The 21,179-nt window shown below is 46.0% G+C and carries 19 protein-coding genes; 15 read left to right on the top strand and 4 right to left on the bottom strand.

Translation table 11 applies throughout. The features are described 5' to 3' along the window. Nucleotides 1-385 precede the first annotated feature (385 nt). The gene (locus MYF79_RS02745; RefSeq protein WP_247812451.1) at nt 386-2,110 is read left to right on the top strand and encodes a M3 family oligoendopeptidase; all 1,725 of its coding nucleotides are present in this window, start codon (nt 386-388) and stop codon (nt 2,108-2,110) included. Between the two features lie 75 nt (nt 2,111-2,185). Here the strand turns inward: MYF79_RS02745 and MYF79_RS02740 are convergent, their stop codons facing one another. From MYF79_RS02740 to purN, 4 genes are all read right to left on the bottom strand, one after another. Next, a complete protein-coding gene (locus tag MYF79_RS02740; RefSeq protein ID WP_247812450.1) occupies nt 2,186-2,614 on the bottom strand; it encodes a Fur family transcriptional regulator in 429 nt (142 codons plus the stop codon). Between the two features lie 17 nt (nt 2,615-2,631). Continuing rightward, a complete protein-coding gene (locus MYF79_RS02735) occupies nt 2,632-3,264 on the bottom strand; it encodes an SCO family protein (protein ID WP_247812449.1) in 633 nt (210 codons plus the stop codon). Between the two features lie 194 nt (nt 3,265-3,458). Next, a complete protein-coding gene (locus MYF79_RS02730; RefSeq protein ID WP_247812448.1) occupies nt 3,459-4,121 on the bottom strand; it encodes a hypothetical protein in 663 nt (220 codons plus the stop codon). 83 nt (nt 4,122-4,204) lie between these two features. Then, the gene (gene purN, locus MYF79_RS02725; RefSeq protein WP_199654119.1) at nt 4,205-4,771 is read right to left on the bottom strand and encodes a phosphoribosylglycinamide formyltransferase; all 567 of its coding nucleotides are present in this window, start codon (nt 4,769-4,771) and stop codon (nt 4,205-4,207) included. A gap of 474 nt (nt 4,772-5,245) precedes the next feature. Between purN and MYF79_RS02720 the strand changes: the two genes are divergently transcribed. The 14 genes from MYF79_RS02720 to MYF79_RS02655 all read left to right on the top strand — a co-directional run bounded on the left by MYF79_RS02720 (nt 5,246) and on the right by MYF79_RS02655 (nt 21,140). Then, nucleotides 5,246-6,454 (top strand): c-type cytochrome, encoded by a 1,209-nt coding sequence (locus MYF79_RS02720; protein ID WP_247812447.1) that lies wholly within the window; start codon nt 5,246-5,248, stop codon nt 6,452-6,454. A gap of 140 nt (nt 6,455-6,594) precedes the next feature. Further along, a complete protein-coding gene (locus MYF79_RS02715; RefSeq protein ID WP_247812446.1) occupies nt 6,595-9,681 on the top strand; it encodes a TAT-variant-translocated molybdopterin oxidoreductase in 3,087 nt (1,028 codons plus the stop codon). 119 nt (nt 9,682-9,800) lie between these two features. Continuing rightward, the gene (nrfD, locus tag MYF79_RS02710; protein ID WP_247812445.1) at nt 9,801-11,282 is read left to right on the top strand and encodes an NrfD/PsrC family molybdoenzyme membrane anchor subunit; all 1,482 of its coding nucleotides are present in this window, start codon (nt 9,801-9,803) and stop codon (nt 11,280-11,282) included. A 74-nt stretch (nt 11,283-11,356) separates the two neighbouring features. Further along, the gene (locus tag MYF79_RS02705; protein ID WP_247812444.1) at nt 11,357-11,953 is read left to right on the top strand and encodes a DUF3341 domain-containing protein; all 597 of its coding nucleotides are present in this window, start codon (nt 11,357-11,359) and stop codon (nt 11,951-11,953) included. Between the two features lie 79 nt (nt 11,954-12,032). Beyond that, a complete protein-coding gene (locus MYF79_RS02700) occupies nt 12,033-12,680 on the top strand; it encodes a c-type cytochrome (protein ID WP_247812443.1) in 648 nt (215 codons plus the stop codon). A gap of 39 nt (nt 12,681-12,719) precedes the next feature. Further along, entirely contained in the window at nt 12,720-13,928 is a 1,209-nt protein-coding gene (locus tag MYF79_RS02695) for a quinol:cytochrome C oxidoreductase (protein WP_247812442.1), read from the top strand. Between the two features lie 93 nt (nt 13,929-14,021). Then, nucleotides 14,022-15,080: a cytochrome c oxidase subunit II gene (locus tag MYF79_RS02690; RefSeq protein ID WP_247812441.1), complete on the top strand. Its 1,059-nt coding sequence runs from the start codon at nt 14,022-14,024 to the stop codon at nt 15,078-15,080. A gap of 111 nt (nt 15,081-15,191) precedes the next feature. Then, nucleotides 15,192-17,018, top strand: coding sequence for a cbb3-type cytochrome c oxidase subunit I (locus MYF79_RS02685; protein ID WP_199654111.1), 1,827 nt, complete (start codon nt 15,192-15,194; stop codon nt 17,016-17,018). An 81-nt stretch (nt 17,019-17,099) separates the two neighbouring features. Then, nucleotides 17,100-17,978, top strand: a complete 879-nt coding sequence (cyoE, locus tag MYF79_RS02680; protein WP_247812440.1) for a heme o synthase — start codon at nt 17,100-17,102, stop codon at nt 17,976-17,978. A gap of 22 nt (nt 17,979-18,000) precedes the next feature. Beyond that, nucleotides 18,001-18,564 carry a heme-copper oxidase subunit III gene (locus MYF79_RS02675; protein WP_247812439.1) on the top strand — a complete coding sequence of 188 codons (564 nt, stop codon included), beginning with the start codon at nt 18,001-18,003 and terminating at the stop codon, nt 18,562-18,564. 30 nt (nt 18,565-18,594) lie between these two features. After that, nucleotides 18,595-19,269: a cytochrome c oxidase subunit 3 gene (locus MYF79_RS02670; RefSeq protein WP_247812438.1), complete on the top strand. Its 675-nt coding sequence runs from the start codon at nt 18,595-18,597 to the stop codon at nt 19,267-19,269. A 50-nt stretch (nt 19,270-19,319) separates the two neighbouring features. Beyond that, nucleotides 19,320-19,724 carry a cytochrome C oxidase subunit IV family protein gene (locus tag MYF79_RS02665; protein WP_247812437.1) on the top strand — a complete coding sequence of 135 codons (405 nt, stop codon included), beginning with the start codon at nt 19,320-19,322 and terminating at the stop codon, nt 19,722-19,724. Between the two features lie 123 nt (nt 19,725-19,847). Beyond that, the gene (locus tag MYF79_RS02660; protein WP_247812436.1) at nt 19,848-20,534 is read left to right on the top strand and encodes an SCO family protein; all 687 of its coding nucleotides are present in this window, start codon (nt 19,848-19,850) and stop codon (nt 20,532-20,534) included. Between the two features lie 36 nt (nt 20,535-20,570). Next, the gene (locus MYF79_RS02655; RefSeq protein WP_247812435.1) at nt 20,571-21,140 is read left to right on the top strand and encodes a DUF420 domain-containing protein; all 570 of its coding nucleotides are present in this window, start codon (nt 20,571-20,573) and stop codon (nt 21,138-21,140) included. Nucleotides 21,141-21,179: the final 39 nt, after the last annotated feature.

The following is a 21,179-nucleotide window of genomic DNA, read 5'->3' as shown; positions in this document are numbered from 1 at the left end:
CTTGCGCCCTCCTCACCCGTTTAAGGCCTCAGTTGACAATTCAACACATGTACATTTAGTTTATAACTACCCAGTTATATAGTATTCCTTTTATGCAATCATGGCAAAGCTGCTGCCATAGCGTGTTACCAGAGATAACCCATATATAACCCATATATAAGCCATATATAACCCATATATAACCCATATATAACCCATATTTAAAAGATATGGGTTATATATGGGTTATATATGGGAAACAGATGGTTTGTCTATGGGATATAATAGGGATTACATCGAAAGAGAAAAAGGGTAGGCCGGATCAACGGTGGCGGGGTGCTCATTTTCAGGGATTACCGTACCTGAGGACTGAGTACTTTGCCTTATAATTTCTTATTTTAGTAGAATGAAGACTTTAGACGCAAATATTGAGAAACAGCCACGTAAGCTGTTGCCGGAGAACTTTACGGTAACAACGTGGGACGCATTGCAGCCTTATTTTGAAGAGCTGCAGCAACGGCCGTTAGAAAGTGTGGCAGCCCTGGAACAGTGGCTGAAGGATATCAGTGAACTGGAGGCCGTTATCAGTGAAGATGCCTGCTGGCGCCAGATACGCATGACCTGCGATACGACGGATAAGTCGCTGGAGGAAGCATTTGCCTATTTCTGCATGGAAATACAGCCTAAACTGCAACCATATGCGGATGCGCTGAATAAAAAATTATTGGCCAGTGAGTGGGTGAAAGACCTGGACCAGGAGTTGTATGCTACCTACCTGCGTAATGTCCGGAAACAGGTAAAGCTGTTCCGGGAGGAAAATGTGCCCATACTGGCAGAGCTGAGTGTACAGTCGCAACAGTATGGCGCTATAGCCGGTAAAATGACCATTACGGTAAACGGACAGGAATACACCTTACAACAGGCTGCCCGTTTCCTCGAAAACAGCGACCGCGCCCTGAGAGAGGAAGTGTTTGCTAAAACGGCCAACCGCCGCCTGGAAGACAAGGATACCTTTGACCAGCTCTATACTTCATTGGTGCAGAAAAGGGACCAGGTGGCAAAGAATGCCGGATTTGAAAATTACCGGGATTATAAGTTTGAAGACCTGGGTCGCTTCGACTACAGCAAAGACGATTGTTTCCAGTTCCATGCCGCTATCAGAGAGCACATATTACCCCTGGTAAAAAGCCTGCAGGAAAAACAACGTAAGAAACTCGGCCTGGACGTGCTGAAACCCTGGGATTCAGAGGCAGAACCAGCAGGTGTGAAGCCGCTGGAGCCTTTCAAAACCGGAGAGGAACTTGTGAATAAGGCAATTCAATGTTTTGATGAACTGGGGCCATTCTTTGGGAATTGCCTGCGGGTGATGCAGAAAATGGGCCGCCTTGATCTGGAAAGCCGTAAGGGCAAGGCGCCAGGTGGCTATAATTGTCCGCTGGCAGAAACCGGGGTGCCTTTCATCTTTATGAATGCCGCCGGCCAGATGAAAGACCTGACCACCATGGTGCATGAAGGGGGCCATGCGGTTCATTCCTTCCTGAGCCATGACCTGTCACTCAGTGCCTTCAAGGAGTATCCTATGGAGATAGCGGAAGTGGCCAGTATGAGCATGGAACTGTTCACAATGGATTCCTGGAATATCTTTTTCAAAGATGAGGAAGAGTTGCGCCGCGCTAAATTGCAACAGTTGGAGCGGGCTATTGTGATCTTCCCCTGGATTGCTACAATTGATAAATTCCAGCATTGGGTGTATGAAAACCCGCAGCATACTGTAGAGGAACGTACTGCCAACTGGAACAGGATCCAGGATGAGTTCTCCACCGGTGTGGTTGACTGGAGCGGATGGGAATCGTACAGATCTATTGGCTGGCAGCGGCAACTGCACCTGTTTGAAGTACCGTTCTATTATATAGAATATGGTATTGCTCAGCTGGGGGCAATCGCTATGTGGAAACAGTATAAAGAGAATAAGCAGCAGGCGCTTGACAATTATGTCAGAGCGCTTAGCCTGGGAAGCACCCGTACCCTGCCGGAATTGTACAAGGCGGCAGGTATCCGTTTTGACTTCTCTCCTGCGTACGTGAAAGAACTGGCCGCATTTGTTCAGAAAGAGATCGACAAGATCAGCTGATATAAATGTCAGGAATAACAACAAAAAATGCAGCGAAGTCTTCGCTGCATTTTTTGTTGTTATTCCTGGTCAATGTTATTTGCAATGATTGCACACACCACTTACCACTACATCCACATTATGTATGGCGTAGCCTTTCGGCAGGTGGATTTCAGGTACGTCCGTATCTTCAAGGCAGGTGGTGTTGCCGCATTCCTCGCATTTGAAATGAACGTGATGGTCGTGATGGTCGTGTTCCGAGCAGTCTGATTTGCAGAGTGCGTAGCGGATCGAAGTATCAGTGGTTGGGATGCTATGAATGATCCCTTTGTCTAGAAACGTCTGTAAAGTGCGATAGACTGTTACACGGTCAAAGGTCTTACCTGCCAGCTTTTCAAAGCTGCTGTGTTCAAGTGCGCCATTGCTGTTCATGAACAGCTCCAATATCTTCACACGGGTATCAGTTATGCTGAGCTTACTGGCCCGGAGCAATTCCGTGATACTTGCTTTGTTCTTGTTGCTCATGATAAAATAAGAATGAGTTATTTTTCTTCCTTTAACAACCTGGATATGTCAGTGATCATCTTGTCCACATCTGGCTTTTTAGTCCCTTCATACAGTCCTCTTACGCGTCCTTCTCCATCTACCAGGGCAAACCATTGTGTATGCACAAAATCTTCATCACCGGTGTAGGTGCCATCATCTACCATATAGCCGGCTCTTGCTAATTTATACAATTCCTTTTTGCTGCCGGTCAGGAACCACCAGTTTTTAGGATCAGCGCCATGCTCTTCTGCATATTGCTTCAGTACAGGAACGCTGTCCGTTTCGGGGTCTACGGTGTGGGACAGTATGCGGAAGCGGGGCTCGTCTTTATAGGTAGCATATACTTTTGTCATGTTGGCATTCATCTTCGGACAGATGCCGGTACAGGTGGTGAAAAAGTATTCCGCGACATATATCTTTCCTTCTACGTCCTTGCTGGTAATGGTCTTCCCTTCCTGGTTGGTAAATGAGAATCCACCAACTATATGACCATTGGTACCTAATATGGGTAATTTATCTTCTGCGAAGAAGCTACCTCTCTCGCCTTTGAGCACATATCCTGAATATCCGAGGAACGCAATGGAAAGCAGTGCGAAGAATATAATATAGAAAACATTCTTTTTAGACATAATGCCAGTCGTTTTACGCTACAAAGGTAGCACACAATTAGCTAAATATACTTATGCAACTATGTTGCATAAAAACACTAACTTTGTTTTAACAATACCTCTTTTATTCAGAGTATTCCACTGACAAGGTTTTACGCATACATAGATTAGGGTAAACAATGTGCTGTACCGCTTTAGGTGCGGCACTTGTTTTTTTACATCTTGAGGCCGATTTTGATCCCTAAATGGAGGCTGGGGAGTACGCTGATGAGCCTTCCGTCGTTGGTGCCAACCATTCCGTTATTGTTATTGAAGTTATTGTAGTCGTATACTTTCATCCGGACGCCGATGCCGACATAAGGGTCTACGATGAACCTGTCTTTCCTGATCTGGCGCCCGAGGAGGAATTGAAGGGCATATACGTCTTTATCACCTGTATTCTCGTAGGTGCCATTATTAATGGTCACCTTATCGTTAGGGTAGAAAACTTTCTTATATAACAGCACCGGCTGGAAATAAGTGCCTTGTGCACGGAAAAGGTCGTCGCGGCTGGAAACGAGGTACCAGCGCAAACTGGCGCTGAAGCCCAGGCCTCTGCCGTCTACAAACTGCTCGGTACTGATATTGGGTTTTTTCTGGCCGATATCTATCTTTTTTGCGAGGATATAATCGGGGTAGTCGGTATAGATACCGCTTATTCCCAGTTCGATACTTATCTTTTCTGATAATTCCTGTTCTATGGTGACTTCCAGTTCATTGATCAGCCGGGAGGGGTTTACCTTAATATAAGTAGACCGGCGAAAGGGACTTTTCTCCTGTGCAAAACCAGTGATGGCACTAAAGTATAACAGGCAAATAACAAGCAGTGGTTTTTTCATATAGTTGTCTGCATTTGACGACAGCTTTCGTCAGGAGTTGTAGGATCATAAGGGCAGGCCTACAGCTGAGCTGAAAGCTGTGATTAAGAGGTCAATAATCGTTCCACAATTACCGGATACCACTGGTGTTCAAGCAGATGAATTTTGGCTGCGAGGGTTTCAGGGGTATCGTCCGGGGTGATGGTACAACGTTCCTGCAGGATGGTTGCCCCGTCGTCATATTTTTCGTTAACGAAGTGGATGGTAATGCCGCTTTCTGCTTCTTTGGCCAGGATCACTGCTTCATGTACAAAGTGGCCGTACATACCTTTTCCGCCGTATTTGGGCAGGAGTGCGGGATGTATATTAATAATACGGTCCGGGAATGCCTGTACCAGGTTAGCAGGTACTTTCCAAAGGAAACCGGCCAGTACGATCAGGTCAGTATCTGCCTGTTGCAACACCTTTATATAATGGTCCGTACGGAAGAACAGCTCTTTCTCTATCAGTATGGATGGGATACCTTCTTTTTCGGCTATCTTCAGCACGCCTGCTTCCGGTTTGTTACAAAGTATCATGGATACCCTTGCAATGGTCGAATGACGGAAATGATCAATAATTTTTTGTGCGTTACTACCTGCTCCCGAGGCGAAGATGGCTATATTTTTCAAAATATCTGTGTATTAGAGACGGCGCAAAAGTAACTAATTGGTCTTATTTATGAACGTGTTTGAACTTTCCGGGCCGCGGGTCGTTTATAATGGAAACCTGCCAAGGCTGAAGAGAGGTAAAAAGCAACAGCCGGAACAAAAATAATACCATTCAAAAGGACACTCCATATTATATATATGTAAAACGATGAAACCGGAAGCAGGCCATCTTAAATCATGACATTTATCATGTTTTTTTTCATGCAAAACGCATTGACCATTACCTGCTTTACCGCGTCATATATAGGGAAAAGGAATGAGTGATGCAAGTAAGAATTTTTTATAATTGTTGATAAATTGTCAACATTGTGTCTTATTTTTGTGAGCACTTTTAAAGAAACTTAAGGTCAAATCTAAACTAAATAGGCTGTGTATCGTCGTGTTTCCATTCTTATGCGCAAGCATTTTGTGAGTGTTCTTGTCCTATGCGTTGCAATGATCGCATCCTTGTCCGTAAAGGCTGCAGATCCTGCCAAGGGTAAAACATTGTTTCAGCAGAATTGCGCCAGCTGCCATAATGTTCACAAGCAAGTTACTGGTCCCGCACTGAAGGGTGTGGAAGAACGTTGGTCTGATAAGAAATTATTGCACCAGTGGATTCATAACTCAGGTTCTGTGATCGCATCCGGAGATCCTTATGCTGTTAAGCTCTTTAATGACTTTAACAAGCAGGCAATGCCTGGTTTCCCTTCTTTCAGCGATGCAGATATCGATGATATCCTGGCTTATATCGCGGACGAAAGTACTAAAGGACCTGATACCAAGAAAGGAGATGCAGCCCCTGCTGCAGGTAGCGGTGCCGGCGAAGAGGGCGGTAACAACAGCCTGCTGTTCGGTATCATTACCCTGATCCTGGCGGTTGTAGCACTGATCCTGATGCAGATCAACAGTAGCCTGAACAAACTGGCTGCCGATAAAGACGGCGTTGCTGTTCCTGAACCAGTTCCTTTCTACAAGAACAAAGCATACATCGCTTTACTGATCCTCGTACTGTTCCTGGTAGGTGGTTACTACACTATCAATGGTGCGATCGGTCTGGGACGTCAGAAAGACTACATGCCTGAACAACCTATCTTCTACTCTCACAAGGTACACGCCGGTATTAATCAGATCAACTGTCTGTATTGCCACGCCGGTGCTGAGAAGAGCAAGCATGCCATGATCCCTTCTGAAAATATCTGTATGAACTGTCACAAGACGATCAGCGAGTATGGTGGTCCTGAGCTGTTCACCGCAGAGGGTAAGAAAGTGAATGGTACAGCAGAGATCCAGAAATTATACGACCACGTAGGATGGGATAAAGCTTCCCAGAAATATACCAAACCTGGTAAACCAATCGAGTGGACCAAGATCCACAACCTGCCTGACCACGTTTACTTTAACCACTCTCAACACGTAGTAGCTGGTAAACAGCAATGTCAGACCTGTCATGGTGCGATCACTGAAATGGATGAAGTTCATCAGTTTGCAGAGCTGTCAATGGGTTGGTGCGTAAACTGTCACCGTACAACCAAAGTACAGTTCGCAGATAATAAATACTACAGCATTTTTGAACAGTTCCACCAGCAGGTGAAAGAAGGCAAGATCGATAGCGTAACCGTTGAGATGGTAGGTGGTACTGAATGTCAGAAATGTCACTATTAATAAACTAAATGAAGCAAATCGGGTGAAGGAAGCTGGGGAATGTTAGCGAGGGTCAAATCGTTATGCCGGAATGCCATACTTCAAACGTCAGAACTTCATAGGTCTTAAAAAATAATCCGTAACTCGTTAGTATAAATAACATGGAGCAAAAAAAGTATTGGAAAGGCTTGGAGGAGTTGCACAATACCAAGGAACATCAGGAGATTGTGAATAACGAATTCAGAGAGGATTTGCCTTTTGAAGAGAGTGAAAGCCTGTTGAATGCTACTACCCCCCGCAGGGACTTCCTGAAATACCTGGGGTTCACTACTGCAGCTGCTACAATTGCGGCCAGTTGCGAAACGCCTGTTAAAAAAGCAATACCTTACGTAAATAAGCCGGAAGAGATCACTCCCGGTGTTCCGAACTATTACGCTTCCACTTACGCAGTAGACGGAGAGTTCCTGCCTGTTGTGGTGAAAACACGTGAAGGCCGTCCTATCAAAGTTGATGGTAACGACCTGTCTTCCATCAGCGGCAGCGCATCCTCTGCAAGGGTGCAGGGTTCTGTACTGAGCCTGTACGATGCAGCACGTCTGCGTTACCCGACTATCAATGGTGCAGAAACTACTTGGGCAGAGCTGGACAAGCAGGTAACTGCTGCGCTGGCAGGTCTGGGCAGTGCTCCTGTCGTGTTGCTGACTTCTACGATCATCAGTCCTTCTACCAAAAAAGTAATTGCCGGCTTCCAGGCTAAATATCCTGGTTTCCGTCATGTAACATACGATGCAGTATCCTACTCCGGTATGCTGCTGGCTAACGAAGCTTCTTACGGAAAAAGAGCGCTGCCTGTTTACCACTTCGAAAATGCAAAGACTGTTGTAAGTCTTGGTGCAGATTTCCTGGGTACCTGGCTGAATCCCGTAGAATATTCAAAACAGTATGGTACTAACCGTAAGATCAATGCGAAGAATCCGGAAATGAGCAAACATTTCCATTTCGAAAGCATGATGAGCGTTACCGGTGCCAATGCTGATGAAAGATATAGTCATAAACCATCAGAGACCGGTGCAGTAGCACTGGCCTTGCTGAGCGCTGTAGGCGGTGCTGTAAGCAAACCAGCTATCGCTGACAAACGTCTGGCAGATGGTATCGAAAAAGCTGCGAAAGCGCTGAAAGAAAGCCAGGGCAAAGCACTGGTTGTAAGCGGTTCCAATGATGTAAACGTACAAATCATCGTAAATGCCATCAACAACCAGATCGGCGCTAACGGCACTACTATCGACTGGGCTTCCACTGTTAGCTACCGTCAGGGTATTGACAGCGACATGGCACAGCTGGTAAACGATCTGAACGCTGGCAGCATCGGCGCTTTATTCGTATACGGTGTAAACCCTGCTTATGACTACTATGACGCTGCGAAATTCATTTCCGGCGTTAAGCAGGCTAAACTGACCGTTACATTCAACGATCGTAAAGACGAAACTTCTGAACTGTTCAAATATGCGGCTCCTGCTCATCACTACCTGGAAAGCTGGGGAGATGCAGAAGGCCGTACGGGATATTTCAGTTTCATACAACCTACCATCGCACCACTGTTCAAAACACGTGCGTTCGAATCTACCCTGCTGGCATGGAGTGGAAACGCTACTTCCTGGGAAGATTTCCTGAAGAACGAATGGATCACTAAACTGGGTAGCCAGGAAGCGTGGGACAAAGTACTGCAGGATGGTATTATCGAACCTGCACAGGCTCCGGCTTTAGGCGGTGCTGCCTTCGCAGGAGATGTGGCAGCTGCTGCTGCAAAGATCAATAGTGCTAAGAAAGGCGGTAAGCTGGAACTGGTACTGTATGAGAAAGTAGCTATCGGTAACGGTAAAGAAGCCAACAACCCATGGCTGCAGGAAATGCCGGATCCAATCACCCGTGCTACATGGGATAACTATGCGGTTATTTCCAACACCCTCGCTAAAACGTTCCACACCGAGCTCGGTGACGACTACGAAATCAATAACGACAGGACTGTACTGAAGATCAAAGCAAATGGCAAGGAAATTTCTCTGCCCTTGCTGATCCTGCCTGGTATCCATCCTGAAGTAGTTGCTATCGCAGTAGGTTACGGACGTAACAACAATGCCGGTAAAGCTGCTGCAGGCGTAGGTAAAAATGCCTATCCGCTGGTAAGCTATAACGGTCAGACTTTTGATTATTTCGCTCCTGAAGCAACTGTAGAGAAAACTTCAGAAGTGGCTCAGATAGGTGTTACTCAAACACACAACAGTTACGAAGGTCGTCCTATCGTTAAGGAAACTACCCTGGAAGAGTTCATCAAGAACCCTAAAGAGGTGAACGAAGACCGTAAGGAACTGGAAAAATATGGTAGTGACTTCCGTAAAGATGGTACGCTGTATCCGGATGTTCACCAGTACCAGGGTGTTAAATGGGGTATGTCTATCGACCTGAACACCTGTTTCGGTTGTGGTGCATGTACTATTGCATGTCAGGCTGAAAACAACGTATCAGTAGTTGGTAAAGAGCAGGTGATCAAAGCGCACGAAATGCACTGGCTGCGTATTGACCGTTATTTCAGCGGTGATGAAAACAACCCTGAAGTAGTGTTCCAGCCTATGCTGTGTCAGCACTGTGATAACGCTCCTTGTGAGAACGTTTGTCCGGTAGCAGCTACGAACCACAGCTCTGAAGGTATCAACCAGATGGCTTATAACCGTTGTATCGGTACCCGTTATTGCGCAAACAACTGTCCATATAAAGTTCGTCGCTTCAACTGGAGAGACTGGAACGGTGCGGACAGCTTCGAAAATAACCTGTATGATGTAGCAGGTATGAACGATAACCTGACACGTATGGTGCTGAACCCGGATGTAGTGGTTCGTAGCCGTGGTGTAATGGAAAAATGTTCTTTCTGCGTACAGCGTTTACAGGATGCTAAATTGACCGCTAAGAAAGCTGGCCGTCCGTTGAAAGACGGAGAAGCTAAGACTGCTTGTCAGGTAGCATGTGCTGCTGATGCTATCGTATTCGGTAACATCAACGATAAAGAAAGCCGCATTGCGAAACTGCGTAATGAAGAGCAGACAGACAGGCTGTACTATGTGCTGGAAGAAACCCACACACTGCCTTCCGTGAACTATCTGGCTAAGATCAGAAACAAAGCTGCTGAGCCTAAGGCAAAAGCAGGTCACGGTGAAGAAGCTCATCATGAAGCAGCAGCAAAACATGAAGCGTAAGCGAGGTTGAGCTGACTAGAAAGAAAGATTAACAGAGAGATAAAGTTTTAAGTTTAGAACAATAAAAGCTCCTTATTCTGCATCCAGGTGCGGGCGTAGGGGGAAAAGCTTAAAGAATTATGCATTTAAAGTACGAATCCACACTAAGAGAACCATTAGTTGATGGGGTGAAAGATTACCACCAGGTAACAGAAGATATCATCAGCCCGATTGAAGCCAAGCCTGGGAAATTGTGGTATGTGGGCTTTTTCATTTCCTTGCTGTTGCTGGGTTTCGGTGTCTTCTCCGTAAGCTGGGAAGTTTATTACGGTACAGGTGTGTGGAACCTGAACAAGACTATTGGTTGGGGTTGGGATATCACCAACTTCGTATGGTGGGTAGGTATCGGTCACGCCGGTACGCTGATCTCCGCCATCCTCCTGCTGTTCCGTCAGGGATGGCGTACTGGGGTAAACCGTGCGGCAGAAGCCATGACCATCTTTGCGGTAATGTGCGCCGGTCAGTTCCCGATCTTCCACATGGGTCGTGTATGGATGGCCTTCTTCGTATTGCCTTATCCTAACACCCGTGGTCCGCTGTGGGTGAACTTCAACTCCCCTCTGTTGTGGGACGTGTTTGCGATCTCTACTTACTTTACCGTATCTCTCCTGTTCTGGTATTCCGGTCTGATCCCTGACTTCGCAACAGTGCGTGACAGGGCTAAAACCAAACTGCGTAAGTTATTATATGGTATCGCTTCTTTCGGCTGGACTGGTTCTACCAAACACTGGCAACGTCATGAAGCACTGTCGCTGGTACTGGCAGGTTTATCAACACCACTGGTACTCTCAGTACACACCATCGTATCTTTCGACTTCGCTACTTCTGTAATTCCTGGTTGGCATACTACCATCTTCCCTCCTTACTTCGTGGCGGGTGCGATCTTCTCCGGATTCGCAATGGTACAGACCCTGCTGATCATCGTACGTAAAATATTAAAACTTGAGGACTACATTACCATGGGCCACATGGAAGCCATGAACAAGGTAATTGTACTGACAGGTTCTGTTGTGGGTTGTGCATATCTGACTGAGTTGTTCATGGCATGGTATGCAGGTGTTCCTTATGAATTCGCTACATTCTATAAATACCGTGCAGCTGGTCCGCTGGGTTGGTCTTACTGGATCATGATGACCTGTAACGTGATCACTCCGCAGGTATTCTGGTTCAGGAAAATGAGAAGGAACGTAGCCGTAACCTTTGTAATGTCTATCATTGTGAACATCGGTATGTGGTTCGAGCGTTTCGTGATCATCTGTACTTCATTGTACCGCGATTACCTGCCATCCAGCTGGAGCTACTATCGTCCATCCTGGCCGGAAGTTGGTTTCTACATGGGTACTTTCGGATTGTTCTTTACCTGCTTCTTCCTGTTCGCTAAATACTTCCCGGTTATTGCTGTAGCTGAGATCAAGAGCGTACTGAAGACATCTGGTGAAAGCTTCAAGAGAGGTATGGAGAAATATGAGCAGCAGCCTGCAGAAGAGTTTGAAGCAGGTTTACACCACCACGATGATCATCATCACGATGCACACGGTGCTGTAGCGCATGCACATAACTAATCTTATCACCGGGTCATACCGGGCATGTAAAGAGATCTGGATTTCGTTTTTTAGACTAAGAATTTTTTAAACATATGGCGGTTAAAAATTTTGTTGTAGCAAGTTTTAGTGATGAGGCGGTATTGTTTCCGGCAGTGAAAAAAGTAAGAACTGCAGGTTACAAGATTCACGATGTGTACACACCATTTCCGGTGCATGGTCTTGACCACGCATTGGGTCTGCGGGAAACCAGCCTGCACACTGCCGGCTTCATATACGGTATCACCGGTACTACTACGGCATTATCCTGCATGAGCTGGGTATTTAACTCTGACTGGCCTATGAATATAGGTGGTAAACCTCACTTTCCGCTGCCGGCGTTCATTCCTATCACTTTCGAGTTGACAGTATTGTTCTCTGCAGTAGGTATGGTGCTCACATTCTGCTACCTGTGTCAGCTGGCTCCTTTTGTAAAGAAGCATATCTTCCATCCGCGTCAGACAGACGATCTGTTTGTAATGGCGATCGAAGTGACTTCCAAGACCAATACTGAAGAGCTGAAAAGCTTCCTCGCAAGTATTGGCGGACAGCAGATCAATGAGCAGCGTGCGGAAGCAGGTTGGTGGTATGGTCGTTTCGACCGTGAAGACCGCCTGTTTGAAACCAAACGGGTAGAAGCTGTTAATGCATAAACTCAGAAATTAAAACTTTCCGGAGAAGCATTTCCCCGGGAGGAGCACACAGAACATAAGCTTGAATTATAATATACAGATGAAAAGGACTTCCAACATATTGATCGCGGCTGCTTTGGTAAGTGGAGCTTTGTTATCGGCATGCGGAAAGAACAACAGAAAACCCGGCTCACATTATATGCCGGATATGTTTGAATCCCGTGCTTACGAGTTCTATAGTGAGCGTCTTTCTACAATGAAGCCGGTAGAAGGAACAGTAAAAAGAGGAGAGCTGCTGCCTTACCATCTGAAAGCGGCAGATACCGCTCTGGCTAATGCAGTAAAAAATCCACTGATTCTCACAAAAGCGGATCTGGAGGAAGGAAAACGTTTATTTAATATCTACTGTGCGATCTGCCACGGTTCAAAGCTGGACGGTAATGGTCCGCTTTACAATGGCGGTAATGGTCCTTATGTAGCTGCACCGGCAAACCTGGGTAGTGGTCCTAAGGCTGAATACACACAGGGACGTCTGTTCCACGTAATGACTTATGGTTTCAATGCTATGGGTAGTTACGCCAGTCAGCTGGACAGGGAACAGCGCTGGAAAGTAGCTGCGTACATCCGCAGTGTCCAGAACAATGGCGCTCATGAAGCGGAAGTACTGGCTGGTAGTGCAACTCAGGTTACCCCTGCTGCACCGGCGGCAGAAGCACCAGCAGCGAAGGATTCATCAGCGACTAAATAAGATAAACTAGCATTCAATCAAGTATTTTAATATACAGTAATGAAGGACCAATTTGTAGTACCGGCAAGATTAAAAACGACCAGCTTCGTGTTAATGGGTATTGGCTTGCTGACTTTGTTGATCGGAATTTTTGCATTTCATGGTGAGCATGGCTCTACACGTTTCTGGGCTGGCCTCCTCCAGAACAGTTCATTCTTTGCGCTGATAGTCCTGGCAAGTACCTTCTTTATTGGAGCTACTACCCTGGCGCATGGCGGCTGGCAGATTGGTTTCCGCCGCGTTCCGGAAGCTATTTCAATGGCGCTGCCTGTATTAGGTGGTATCCTGTTCATTGTACTCATGCTGATCGTGTTCGGTGGTAAAGAGCACATCTACCACTGGGTAAATAAAGAGCACGTTGAACATGATGCGATATTAACCTGGAAATCAGCGTTCTTAAATAAAGGAATGTTCACAGGTTTTATGCTGGTAACAATCGGTGCCTGGATATTCTTTACAATAAAACTGCGTAACATGTCCATCGAAGAAGATGGATGGGACCTGAGCGCAGCAACAGGCCGTCGTATCATCTGGAGAAATACAGTATGGTGCGGTGGATTTATCGTGATCTATGCACTGAGCGTTGGATCTACTTCTCCATGGCTGATACTGATGAGCATTGATGCGCACTGGTACTCTACCATGTATAGCTGGTATACTTTCGCAAGCACCTGGGTATCTGGTATTGCATTGATCATTTTATTCCTGGTTTACCTGAAACGTAATGGTTACCTGCCGATGGTGAATGAAGAGCACCTGCATGACCTGGGTAAATTCGCTTTCGCTTTCAGTATCTTCTGGACTTACCTCTGGTTCTCCCAGTATATGCTGATCTGGTATGCAAACATGCCTGAAGAAACTGTATACTTCAAACCACGTGTATGGGGCGAATGGAGACCTATCTTCTTCCTGAACCTGCTTATCAATTTCATCACACCGTTATTATATCTGATGAAACGCGATACCAAACGTAACTATTCTTCTATGGTGTTCATCTCTATCGTGATCATTTTCGGTCACTGGCTGGACTTCTGGCAGATGGTAGGCCCCGGTACTTACGGACACCTGGTGTTCCCTTGGTACGAAGCTGGTCTGGCCGTAGGTTTCGTTGGTCTGATCATATTCCTGGCAACAAACAATCTGACAAAAGCAGCATTGGTGCCAAAAAATCATCCTTATCTCAAAGAAAGTATTGTACACCACACCTGATCATCGGGCATGTAATGGAGATTCCGGTGTAAAATACCGGATGTGACAGGTAATAACGAAAAGCATTAGATAACTTAATTATTTCAAATAGCAATGTCAGGATATTTAGCAGTCTTAGTTGTTGTGCTCATATTCGTAGTCATCTTCCAGATTGCGAAGGCCAGCGAGTATGTGTCCATATTGAAGGGAGAAAAGAAAACGCGTCAGCAAGCCAACCGTGTAAATGGTTCCCTGTTGATAGGCTTCCTGGTACTGGGCCTGATAGGTGTGTATTACTGTAACGATGCCCTGAAAGGTAAGATTGTTATGGAAGCTGCTTCTGAGCAGGGTAAGGGTATTGATGATATGATCAAGACTACCTTGATCATTACCGGTATCGTATTCGTGATCACCCAGATATTATTGTTCTGGTTCGCATTTAAATACCAGGAGAAAGAAGGACGTCAGGCGTTTTACTTCCCTCATAACAATAAACTGGAGTTAATATGGACGGTTATTCCGGCCATTGCGCTCACTATCCTGGTAGCTTTCGGTTTAAGACACTGGTTCCGTATCACTTCCGACGCGCCAAAAGATGCAATGGTGGTGGAAATTACAGGTAAGCAGTTCAACTGGCTGATCCGTTACCCAGGTAAAGATGGTCAGTTGGGTCGTAAAGACTTTAAGAATATCAATGATGCCAACAATCCTGTAGGTCAGGATTGGGAAGATCAGCTGAATAAGGATGACTACATGGCTACAGAAATGCACCTGGTAGTTAACAAGCCTGTAAAACTGATCATTGGTTCCCGCGATGTGATACATGACGTTGGTCTGTCTCACTTCCGTCTGAAGATGGATGCTGTTCCGGGTATTCCTACTACATTGTGGTTTACACCGACCAAGACCACTGCAGAAATGAAGAACATCACGGGTAATCCTGATTTCGTTTATGAGATCTCCTGTGATCAGATGTGTGGTGCCGGTCACTACTCAATGAAGGCAAATATCGTGGTAGAAACACAGGCTGAGTACGATGCATGGGCTGCAAAACAGGTAGCTCAGTTTGCAGTGGCTCATCCGGCTCCGGCTGCTCCGGCCGCAACTCCGGCTCCGGCTGCGGATTCTGCACACCAGGAAAAAGTAGTGGCGGTAAATGAAGCTAAACACTAATTTTGTTTAGCCGAAGAGGATTAATATTAATAGACGCAGGTATTTTTAAAATTATAAGATAAACTGGTAGCGGTACTCCCCGATGACAGTTTTATATAAATAGAACCGATTATGAGTAACGAAGCAACATTGCACAGTCAGGAGCTAATTCATGGCGCACATGCGCATGATCACGGGCACGATGATCATGACCATCATCATGAGGGCAACTTCATTTCGAAGTACGTTTTCAGCCTGGACCACAAAACAATTGCCAAGCAGTTTCTGATCACCGGTATCATCTGGGCTATCATAGGTGCTTTCTTCTCTGTACTGTTCCGTTTGCAACTGGGTTTCCCGGATGCTACTTTCCCCTGGCTGGAAAGCATCCTGGGTCACTGGGCTAAAGGTGGACGTATTACTCCTGAAGCTTACTATGCATTGGTAACCATGCATGGTACCATATTGGTATTCTTTGTATTAACAGCCGGCTTGAGCGGTACTTTCTCCAACCTGCTGATTCCTCTGCAGGTAGGCGCCCGCGATATGGCTTCTCCCCTGATGAACTGTATGAGCTACTGGGCATTCTTCCTCGCCAGTGTGGTGATGATGGCTTCCCTGTTTGTGCAGACAGGTCCTGCTTCCGGTGGTTGGACAGCTTATCCTCCACTGAGTGCACTGGGAGATGCTTCAATCGGTTCTAAAATAGGTATGGACTTATGGCTGATCAGTATGGCACTGTTCGTTGTTTCGCAGCTGCTGGGTGGTCTGAACTATATTTCCACTATCCTGAATATGCGTACTAAAGGTATGACCATGACGAAGATGCCGCTGACTATCTGGAGCTTCTTCTTCACTGCCGTACTGGGTGTACTTTCCTTCCCTGTATTATTATCTGGTTTTATCCTGCTGCTGTTTGACCGTCACGCAGGTACCAGCTTCTACCTGAGCGAGCTGTTCGTTGCCGGTAAAGCACTGCCTAACGAAGGTGGTAGCGCTATCCTGTATCAGCACTTGTTCTGGTTCCTCGGTCACCCTGAGGTATATATTATTATCCTGCCTGCAATGGGTATGGTATCTGAGATCCTGGCGGTTAACTCCCGCAAGCCGATCTTCGGTTACCTCGCGATGGTGGGTTCTATGTTCGCGATCGTTATCCTGGCGTTCCTGGTATGGGCGCACCATATGTTCGTAACGGGTCTGAATCCGTTCCTGGGTGCTTTCTTCGTACTGTTAACGTTATTGATCGCCGTACCATCTGCCATCAAGGTGTTCAACTGGCTGACCACTATCTGGAAAGGTAACCTGCGCTTTACGCCTGGTATGCTGTTCGCTATCGGTTTCGTAAGCACATTCATCTCTGGTGGTCTGACCGGTATCTGGCTGGGTAACTCCTCTATCGATATTCACCTGCACGATACATACTTCGTAATTGCGCACTTCCACATCGTAATGGGTGTATCTGCGTTCTTCGGTACATTCGCCGGTGTATACCACTGGTTCCCTAAGATGTTTGGTCGTTACCTGAACAGCACAGTGGCTTATATTCACTTCTGGATCACCCTGATCGGCGCTTACCTGATCTTCTGGCCTATGCACTATGAAGGTATGGCGGGTATGCCAAGAAGGTACTATGACTACTCCAGCTGGGAATCATTCAAACAGTTTACTGATCTGAACCACTTCATCAGCATAGTAGTGATCCTGGTATTTGCTGCACAGCTGCTGTTCGTAGCCAACTTCTTCTATAGCATCTTCAAGGGTAGAAAAGTTACTTCTACTAACCCATGGAGCGCTACTACACTGGAATGGACTACGCCAATCAACCCTGGTCACGGTAACTGGATCGGTGAAATTCCTGAAGTATACCGTTGGGCATATGACTACAGCAAGAACGGTAAGGATTTCGTACCGCAGACTGTACCATTGTCACCAGAGGAAGAGAAAGAAGGTCATTAATTAGTTGAATTTTTGGGCAAACTACAGGCTGATTGTCTGTAGGAATGAGCTGAAGAAATGATAAGAGAAAACTCGATAAAATTGTCGACATCGTATGCAGTAGCCAGTAAGGTGAAGGATTACTCTCAGTTAATGAAGTTTAATCTCACCATCATGGTTGTGTTTTCAAGTGTTGTGGGATATCTGCTGGTGCCGGGAATCGGGTTCAATCTGATAAAAGTTCTTACTTTATTTGCCGGTGGCTTACTGGTGTCCGGCTCTGCCAACACTATTAACCAGCTGCTGGAGAAAGAAACGGATAAGCTAATGGCGCGTACAGCCGTACGCCCTTTACCTGCCGGCCGGATGTCTGATACAGAAGCTATCATATTGGCTATTGTGACAGGTGCATCCGGACTGGTGATCCTGGCCCTGGGTTTCAACCTGCTGTGTGCAGGACTGAGCCTGTTGTCCCTGGTGTTGTACGGATTCGTATATACACCCTGGAAGAAATGGAACTCACTGGCTGTGCTGGTGGGAGCTGTACCAGGTGCATTACCCCTGCTCATCGGATGGGCCGGAGGTGCCAATGCAATAGGTGAAGGCGGATGGGCATTATTTGCTATCCAGTTCCTGTGGCAGTTCCCGCATTTCTGGGCCATCGCCTGGATTGGGTATAAAGACTACACAAGGGCTGGTTTCAAACTGTTACCTGCCGGCGGAGAACCTAACAAGCTGATCGCATTACAGGCAGTGCTTTACACACTGTTATTGATACCTGCAGGTTTATTACCTTATTATCTGCATATCAGTGGCCCGGTTTCTGCGATCGTGGTATTACTGGTAACATTATTCTTCCTGTACCGGGCGTTTAACCTCTACAGAAAATGTGATGTACCGGCTGCCAGAAAGCTGATGTTTGGTTCATATATTTATCTGATGGTCATGGAGTTTGCATTACTCTTTGATAAGATCGGATAGTCAATTTTTGAAACAAGGAGAGATGGACGCAATGAGCTTACAACGAAAAAAAATACATCCGCATAAATATTCCCTATGGATAGCTATGGGTAGCATTACCATGATGTTCATCGGGTTTACGAGTGCTTATGTAGTAAAGCGTGCGCAGGCAAACTGGTTCACCTTCCAGCTACCGTTTATCTTCTGGATCTCCACTGCTGTTATTCTGACCAGCAGTGCAACCATACAGATGGCGGTAAAGCAGTTCCGTAACAGGAATATGCAGCGGTACAAACAGCTGATCACGCTAACCGCAATTCTGGGAGTAGCGTTTGCCGTGTGTCAGTGGGTTGGTTTCAAACAAATGAATGATATGGGGCTTCCTCTAAACGGACCGGCATCAGTATCCTTCATTTATGTCATAGTAAGTGTACACCTGTTACACGTGCTGGGTGGTGTTGTAGCACTGCTGATCATGTTTGGCAGGGCCTTCCGTACCAGGGTACGCACTTATAGTGCGGTTCCGATAGAAGTAGCAGCCACATATTGGCATTTCGTGGATGGGTTATGGATTTACCTGTTGATATTTCTGAGTGTTGCCAGATAAACTTTCTAAAAATTAATTACAAAACAAACAATGGATACAGCAGTTACAGCGAAGAAAAAATGGTGGTCCGGGGGACATTCTCCTTTTAATGTGAGCTACGGAAAGTTGATGATGTGGTACTTCCTGATGTCAGATGCTTTTACTTTTGGAGCATTGCTGATATCATACGGTACGATCCGCTTCATGAGCACTTCCTGGCCTGATCCCAATGAGGTGTTCCACGCGTTCCCTGGAATGGGACACACAGATCTGCCACTGGTATTTGTGAGCTTGATGACCTTCATCCTGATCATGAGCTCTGTAACAATGGTATTGGCTGTACACGCTGGCCACATGAGAGACCGTAAGGCTGTAGTGAAATGGATGTCATGGACTATCCTGGGCGGTATTGCTTTCCTGTCCTGTCAGGCATGGGAATGGACGCACTTACACGAAGCAGGTGCATGGTGGGGCCGCAACCCTTTCCTGAATGCTGACGGAACTGTTGCTTCTACTAACTTCACCAACTTCTTCTTCACCATCACAGGTTTCCACGGTTTGCACGTAACTTCGGGTGTGGTGCTGAACATTATCATCCTGGCTAATGTGCTGAAAGGTACTTACGAAGAAAGAGGCCACTACGAAATGGTTGAGAAGGTTGGTTTATACTGGCACTTTGTAGATCTGGTATGGGTATTCGTATTCACCTGTTTCTACCTGCTCTGATCTGAGGCCGGTAAGTATTTGTAATCTGGAATTTTAAAAAGAAAAAACTAATGGAACATACACATACAGGAGTAGCGCACGAGGAGCATGCACATGATTCTTCTACCAAATCGATCTGGAAGACGTTCTGGATATTATTAGCGATCACCGTATTTGAAGTAGGTCTGGCATTCCTTTACCTGGAATACGACTTCATGGCAAGATGGGCGCTGAATGGTATATTCGTGACGTTGACGCTCGTAAAGGCGTTCTTTATCGTAGCTGAGTTCATGCACTTACGTCATGAGATCAGGAACCTGGTAATGACCATCCTGATGCCTTTGTTACTGTTCGTATGGTTCATCATTGCCTTCCTGGCAGATGGTGATTCATGGAAAAATATGCGCAAGAACCTGGCTCCGGGTACGCCTGCAGCTCCAGCTACGCATATTACCAACGAGCCGGCACATCACTAAAACAACTTTATATATTACGCTTTACAGGTGCTGCTCTATTCATATAGCAGTATTTGTAAAGCGTAAATTTTATCTGACCATTTAAAACTTCAGGCCATTACCAGGAGAGGACTTATAGGATTGATGCTGGCAGTATTGGTGCCATTGACGGGATACCTGATAGTAGATCATTACAGTAAGGATGTTGTACCTATCCCCCGCTACTACATACCTGAAAAGGTAGACACAATAACAAAGAACGGCACTGCCACATATGATACCACATTCCATGTGGTAAAAGATTTCAGCTTCACTAACCAGATGGGCCAGCAGGTAGGCCTGAAAGACCTACCCGGCAAGGTCATACTGGTCAACTTCTTCTTCACTTCCTGCCCCAGCATATGCCCGAAAATGATGGCGAACCTGGAAAAGATACAACAGGCTTACATCAAGAACGACACTTTATTACAGATGATATCGCTGACAGTAGATCCTGAAAGGGATTCATCTGAGCAGTTACGCATGTATGGCGTAAAACATGATATCAACCCTGATAACTGGTGGCTGGTAACTGGTGCGAAGAAAGACATTTATGACTGGGCGAGGAACGAGGTATTTGTGAGTGTGACCCAGGGTGACGGTGGACCGGATGATTTCATTCATACCGAAAAGCTGGTGTTGCTGGATAAAGATCACCATATCCGCGGATATTACGATGGATTGGATTCTAATGCTGTACGCAGATGTGCGAATGACATTGCAGTACTGCATTTGGAAAAAGACAAGCACAGGCCGGGGTTACTGAAACGGCTTTTTTCAAAAACAGAATAGTTTATGTGGGGTACCACAACGCCCCCAATCACAGCTATGGATATCAAGAGTAAAAATCTTAACCTGCCGATTGCTATTGTCTCAATAGTAATACCCGTGGTGGTGGCAATTTTATTCTACCTGCCACGCCCGAATATTGAACTCGGCTTCAATGTACAGATACTTCCCCTGTTCCATGCGATATTAAACTCGGCTACAGCAGTGTTGCTGCTGGCCAGCCTGTATTTTATCCGCAGAGGGCATATCAAAGCGCATAAGACAACCAACCTGATAGCGGTAGCGCTGTCGGCATTATTCCTTGTTTCTTATGTTACTTACCACTTCTTTACTGAGAGTACAAAGTATGGCGATAATAACCACGACCATGTGGTAGATGCTGCAGAGAAAGCGTTGGTAGGTGGTAGCGCGTATGTTTACTATTTTATTCTGCTGACGCATATCCTGCTGGCGATTGTTATTGTACCATTGGTACTGTTTACGCTGCTGCGCGGATTCCAGTCAGACTTTGTAAAGCATAAGAAGATAGCGCGTATCACCTGGCCGATTTGGTTTTATGTGGCTATCACCGGTGTGATCGTTTATGTGATGATATCTCCCTACTATTGAGAGATGATAACAGGAAATGACAGGAATGCTTAAATTTAC

The sequence above is a fragment of the Chitinophaga filiformis genome (assembly GCF_023100805.1).
In the GTDB taxonomy this organism is placed as follows: domain Bacteria; phylum Bacteroidota; class Bacteroidia; order Chitinophagales; family Chitinophagaceae; genus Chitinophaga; species Chitinophaga filiformis_B.
This window is presented reverse-complemented; position numbering and strand designations above follow the sequence as displayed.

Coding starts and splice junctions, on each gene's coding strand:
- MYF79_RS02715 (WP_247812446.1), top strand. CDS start 6,595: ATGGAGCAAAAAAAGTATTGGAAAGGCTTGGAGGAGTTGCACAATACC.
- MYF79_RS02665 (WP_247812437.1), top strand. CDS start 19,320: ATGGAACATACACATACAGGAGTAGCGCACGAGGAGCATGCACATGAT.
- MYF79_RS02745 (WP_247812451.1), top strand. CDS start 386: ATGAAGACTTTAGACGCAAATATTGAGAAACAGCCACGTAAGCTGTTG.
- MYF79_RS02720 (WP_247812447.1), top strand. CDS start 5,246: ATGATCGCATCCTTGTCCGTAAAGGCTGCAGATCCTGCCAAGGGTAAA.
- MYF79_RS02670 (WP_247812438.1), top strand. CDS start 18,595: ATGGATACAGCAGTTACAGCGAAGAAAAAATGGTGGTCCGGGGGACAT.
- nrfD (WP_247812445.1), top strand. CDS start 9,801: ATGCATTTAAAGTACGAATCCACACTAAGAGAACCATTAGTTGATGGG.
- MYF79_RS02695 (WP_247812442.1), top strand. CDS start 12,720: ATGAAGGACCAATTTGTAGTACCGGCAAGATTAAAAACGACCAGCTTC.
- MYF79_RS02675 (WP_247812439.1), top strand. CDS start 18,001: ATGGACGCAATGAGCTTACAACGAAAAAAAATACATCCGCATAAATAT.
- MYF79_RS02730 (WP_247812448.1), bottom strand. CDS start 4,121: ATGAAAAAACCACTGCTTGTTATTTGCCTGTTATACTTTAGTGCCATC.
- MYF79_RS02705 (WP_247812444.1), top strand. CDS start 11,357: ATGGCGGTTAAAAATTTTGTTGTAGCAAGTTTTAGTGATGAGGCGGTA.
- MYF79_RS02655 (WP_247812435.1), top strand. CDS start 20,571: ATGGATATCAAGAGTAAAAATCTTAACCTGCCGATTGCTATTGTCTCA.
- MYF79_RS02740 (WP_247812450.1), bottom strand. CDS start 2,614: ATGAGCAACAAGAACAAAGCAAGTATCACGGAATTGCTCCGGGCCAGT.
- MYF79_RS02690 (WP_247812441.1), top strand. CDS start 14,022: ATGTCAGGATATTTAGCAGTCTTAGTTGTTGTGCTCATATTCGTAGTC.
- MYF79_RS02685 (WP_199654111.1), top strand. CDS start 15,192: ATGAGTAACGAAGCAACATTGCACAGTCAGGAGCTAATTCATGGCGCA.
- MYF79_RS02700 (WP_247812443.1), top strand. CDS start 12,033: ATGAAAAGGACTTCCAACATATTGATCGCGGCTGCTTTGGTAAGTGGA.
- MYF79_RS02660 (WP_247812436.1), top strand. CDS start 19,848: ATGCTGGCAGTATTGGTGCCATTGACGGGATACCTGATAGTAGATCAT.
- MYF79_RS02735 (WP_247812449.1), bottom strand. CDS start 3,264: ATGTCTAAAAAGAATGTTTTCTATATTATATTCTTCGCACTGCTTTCC.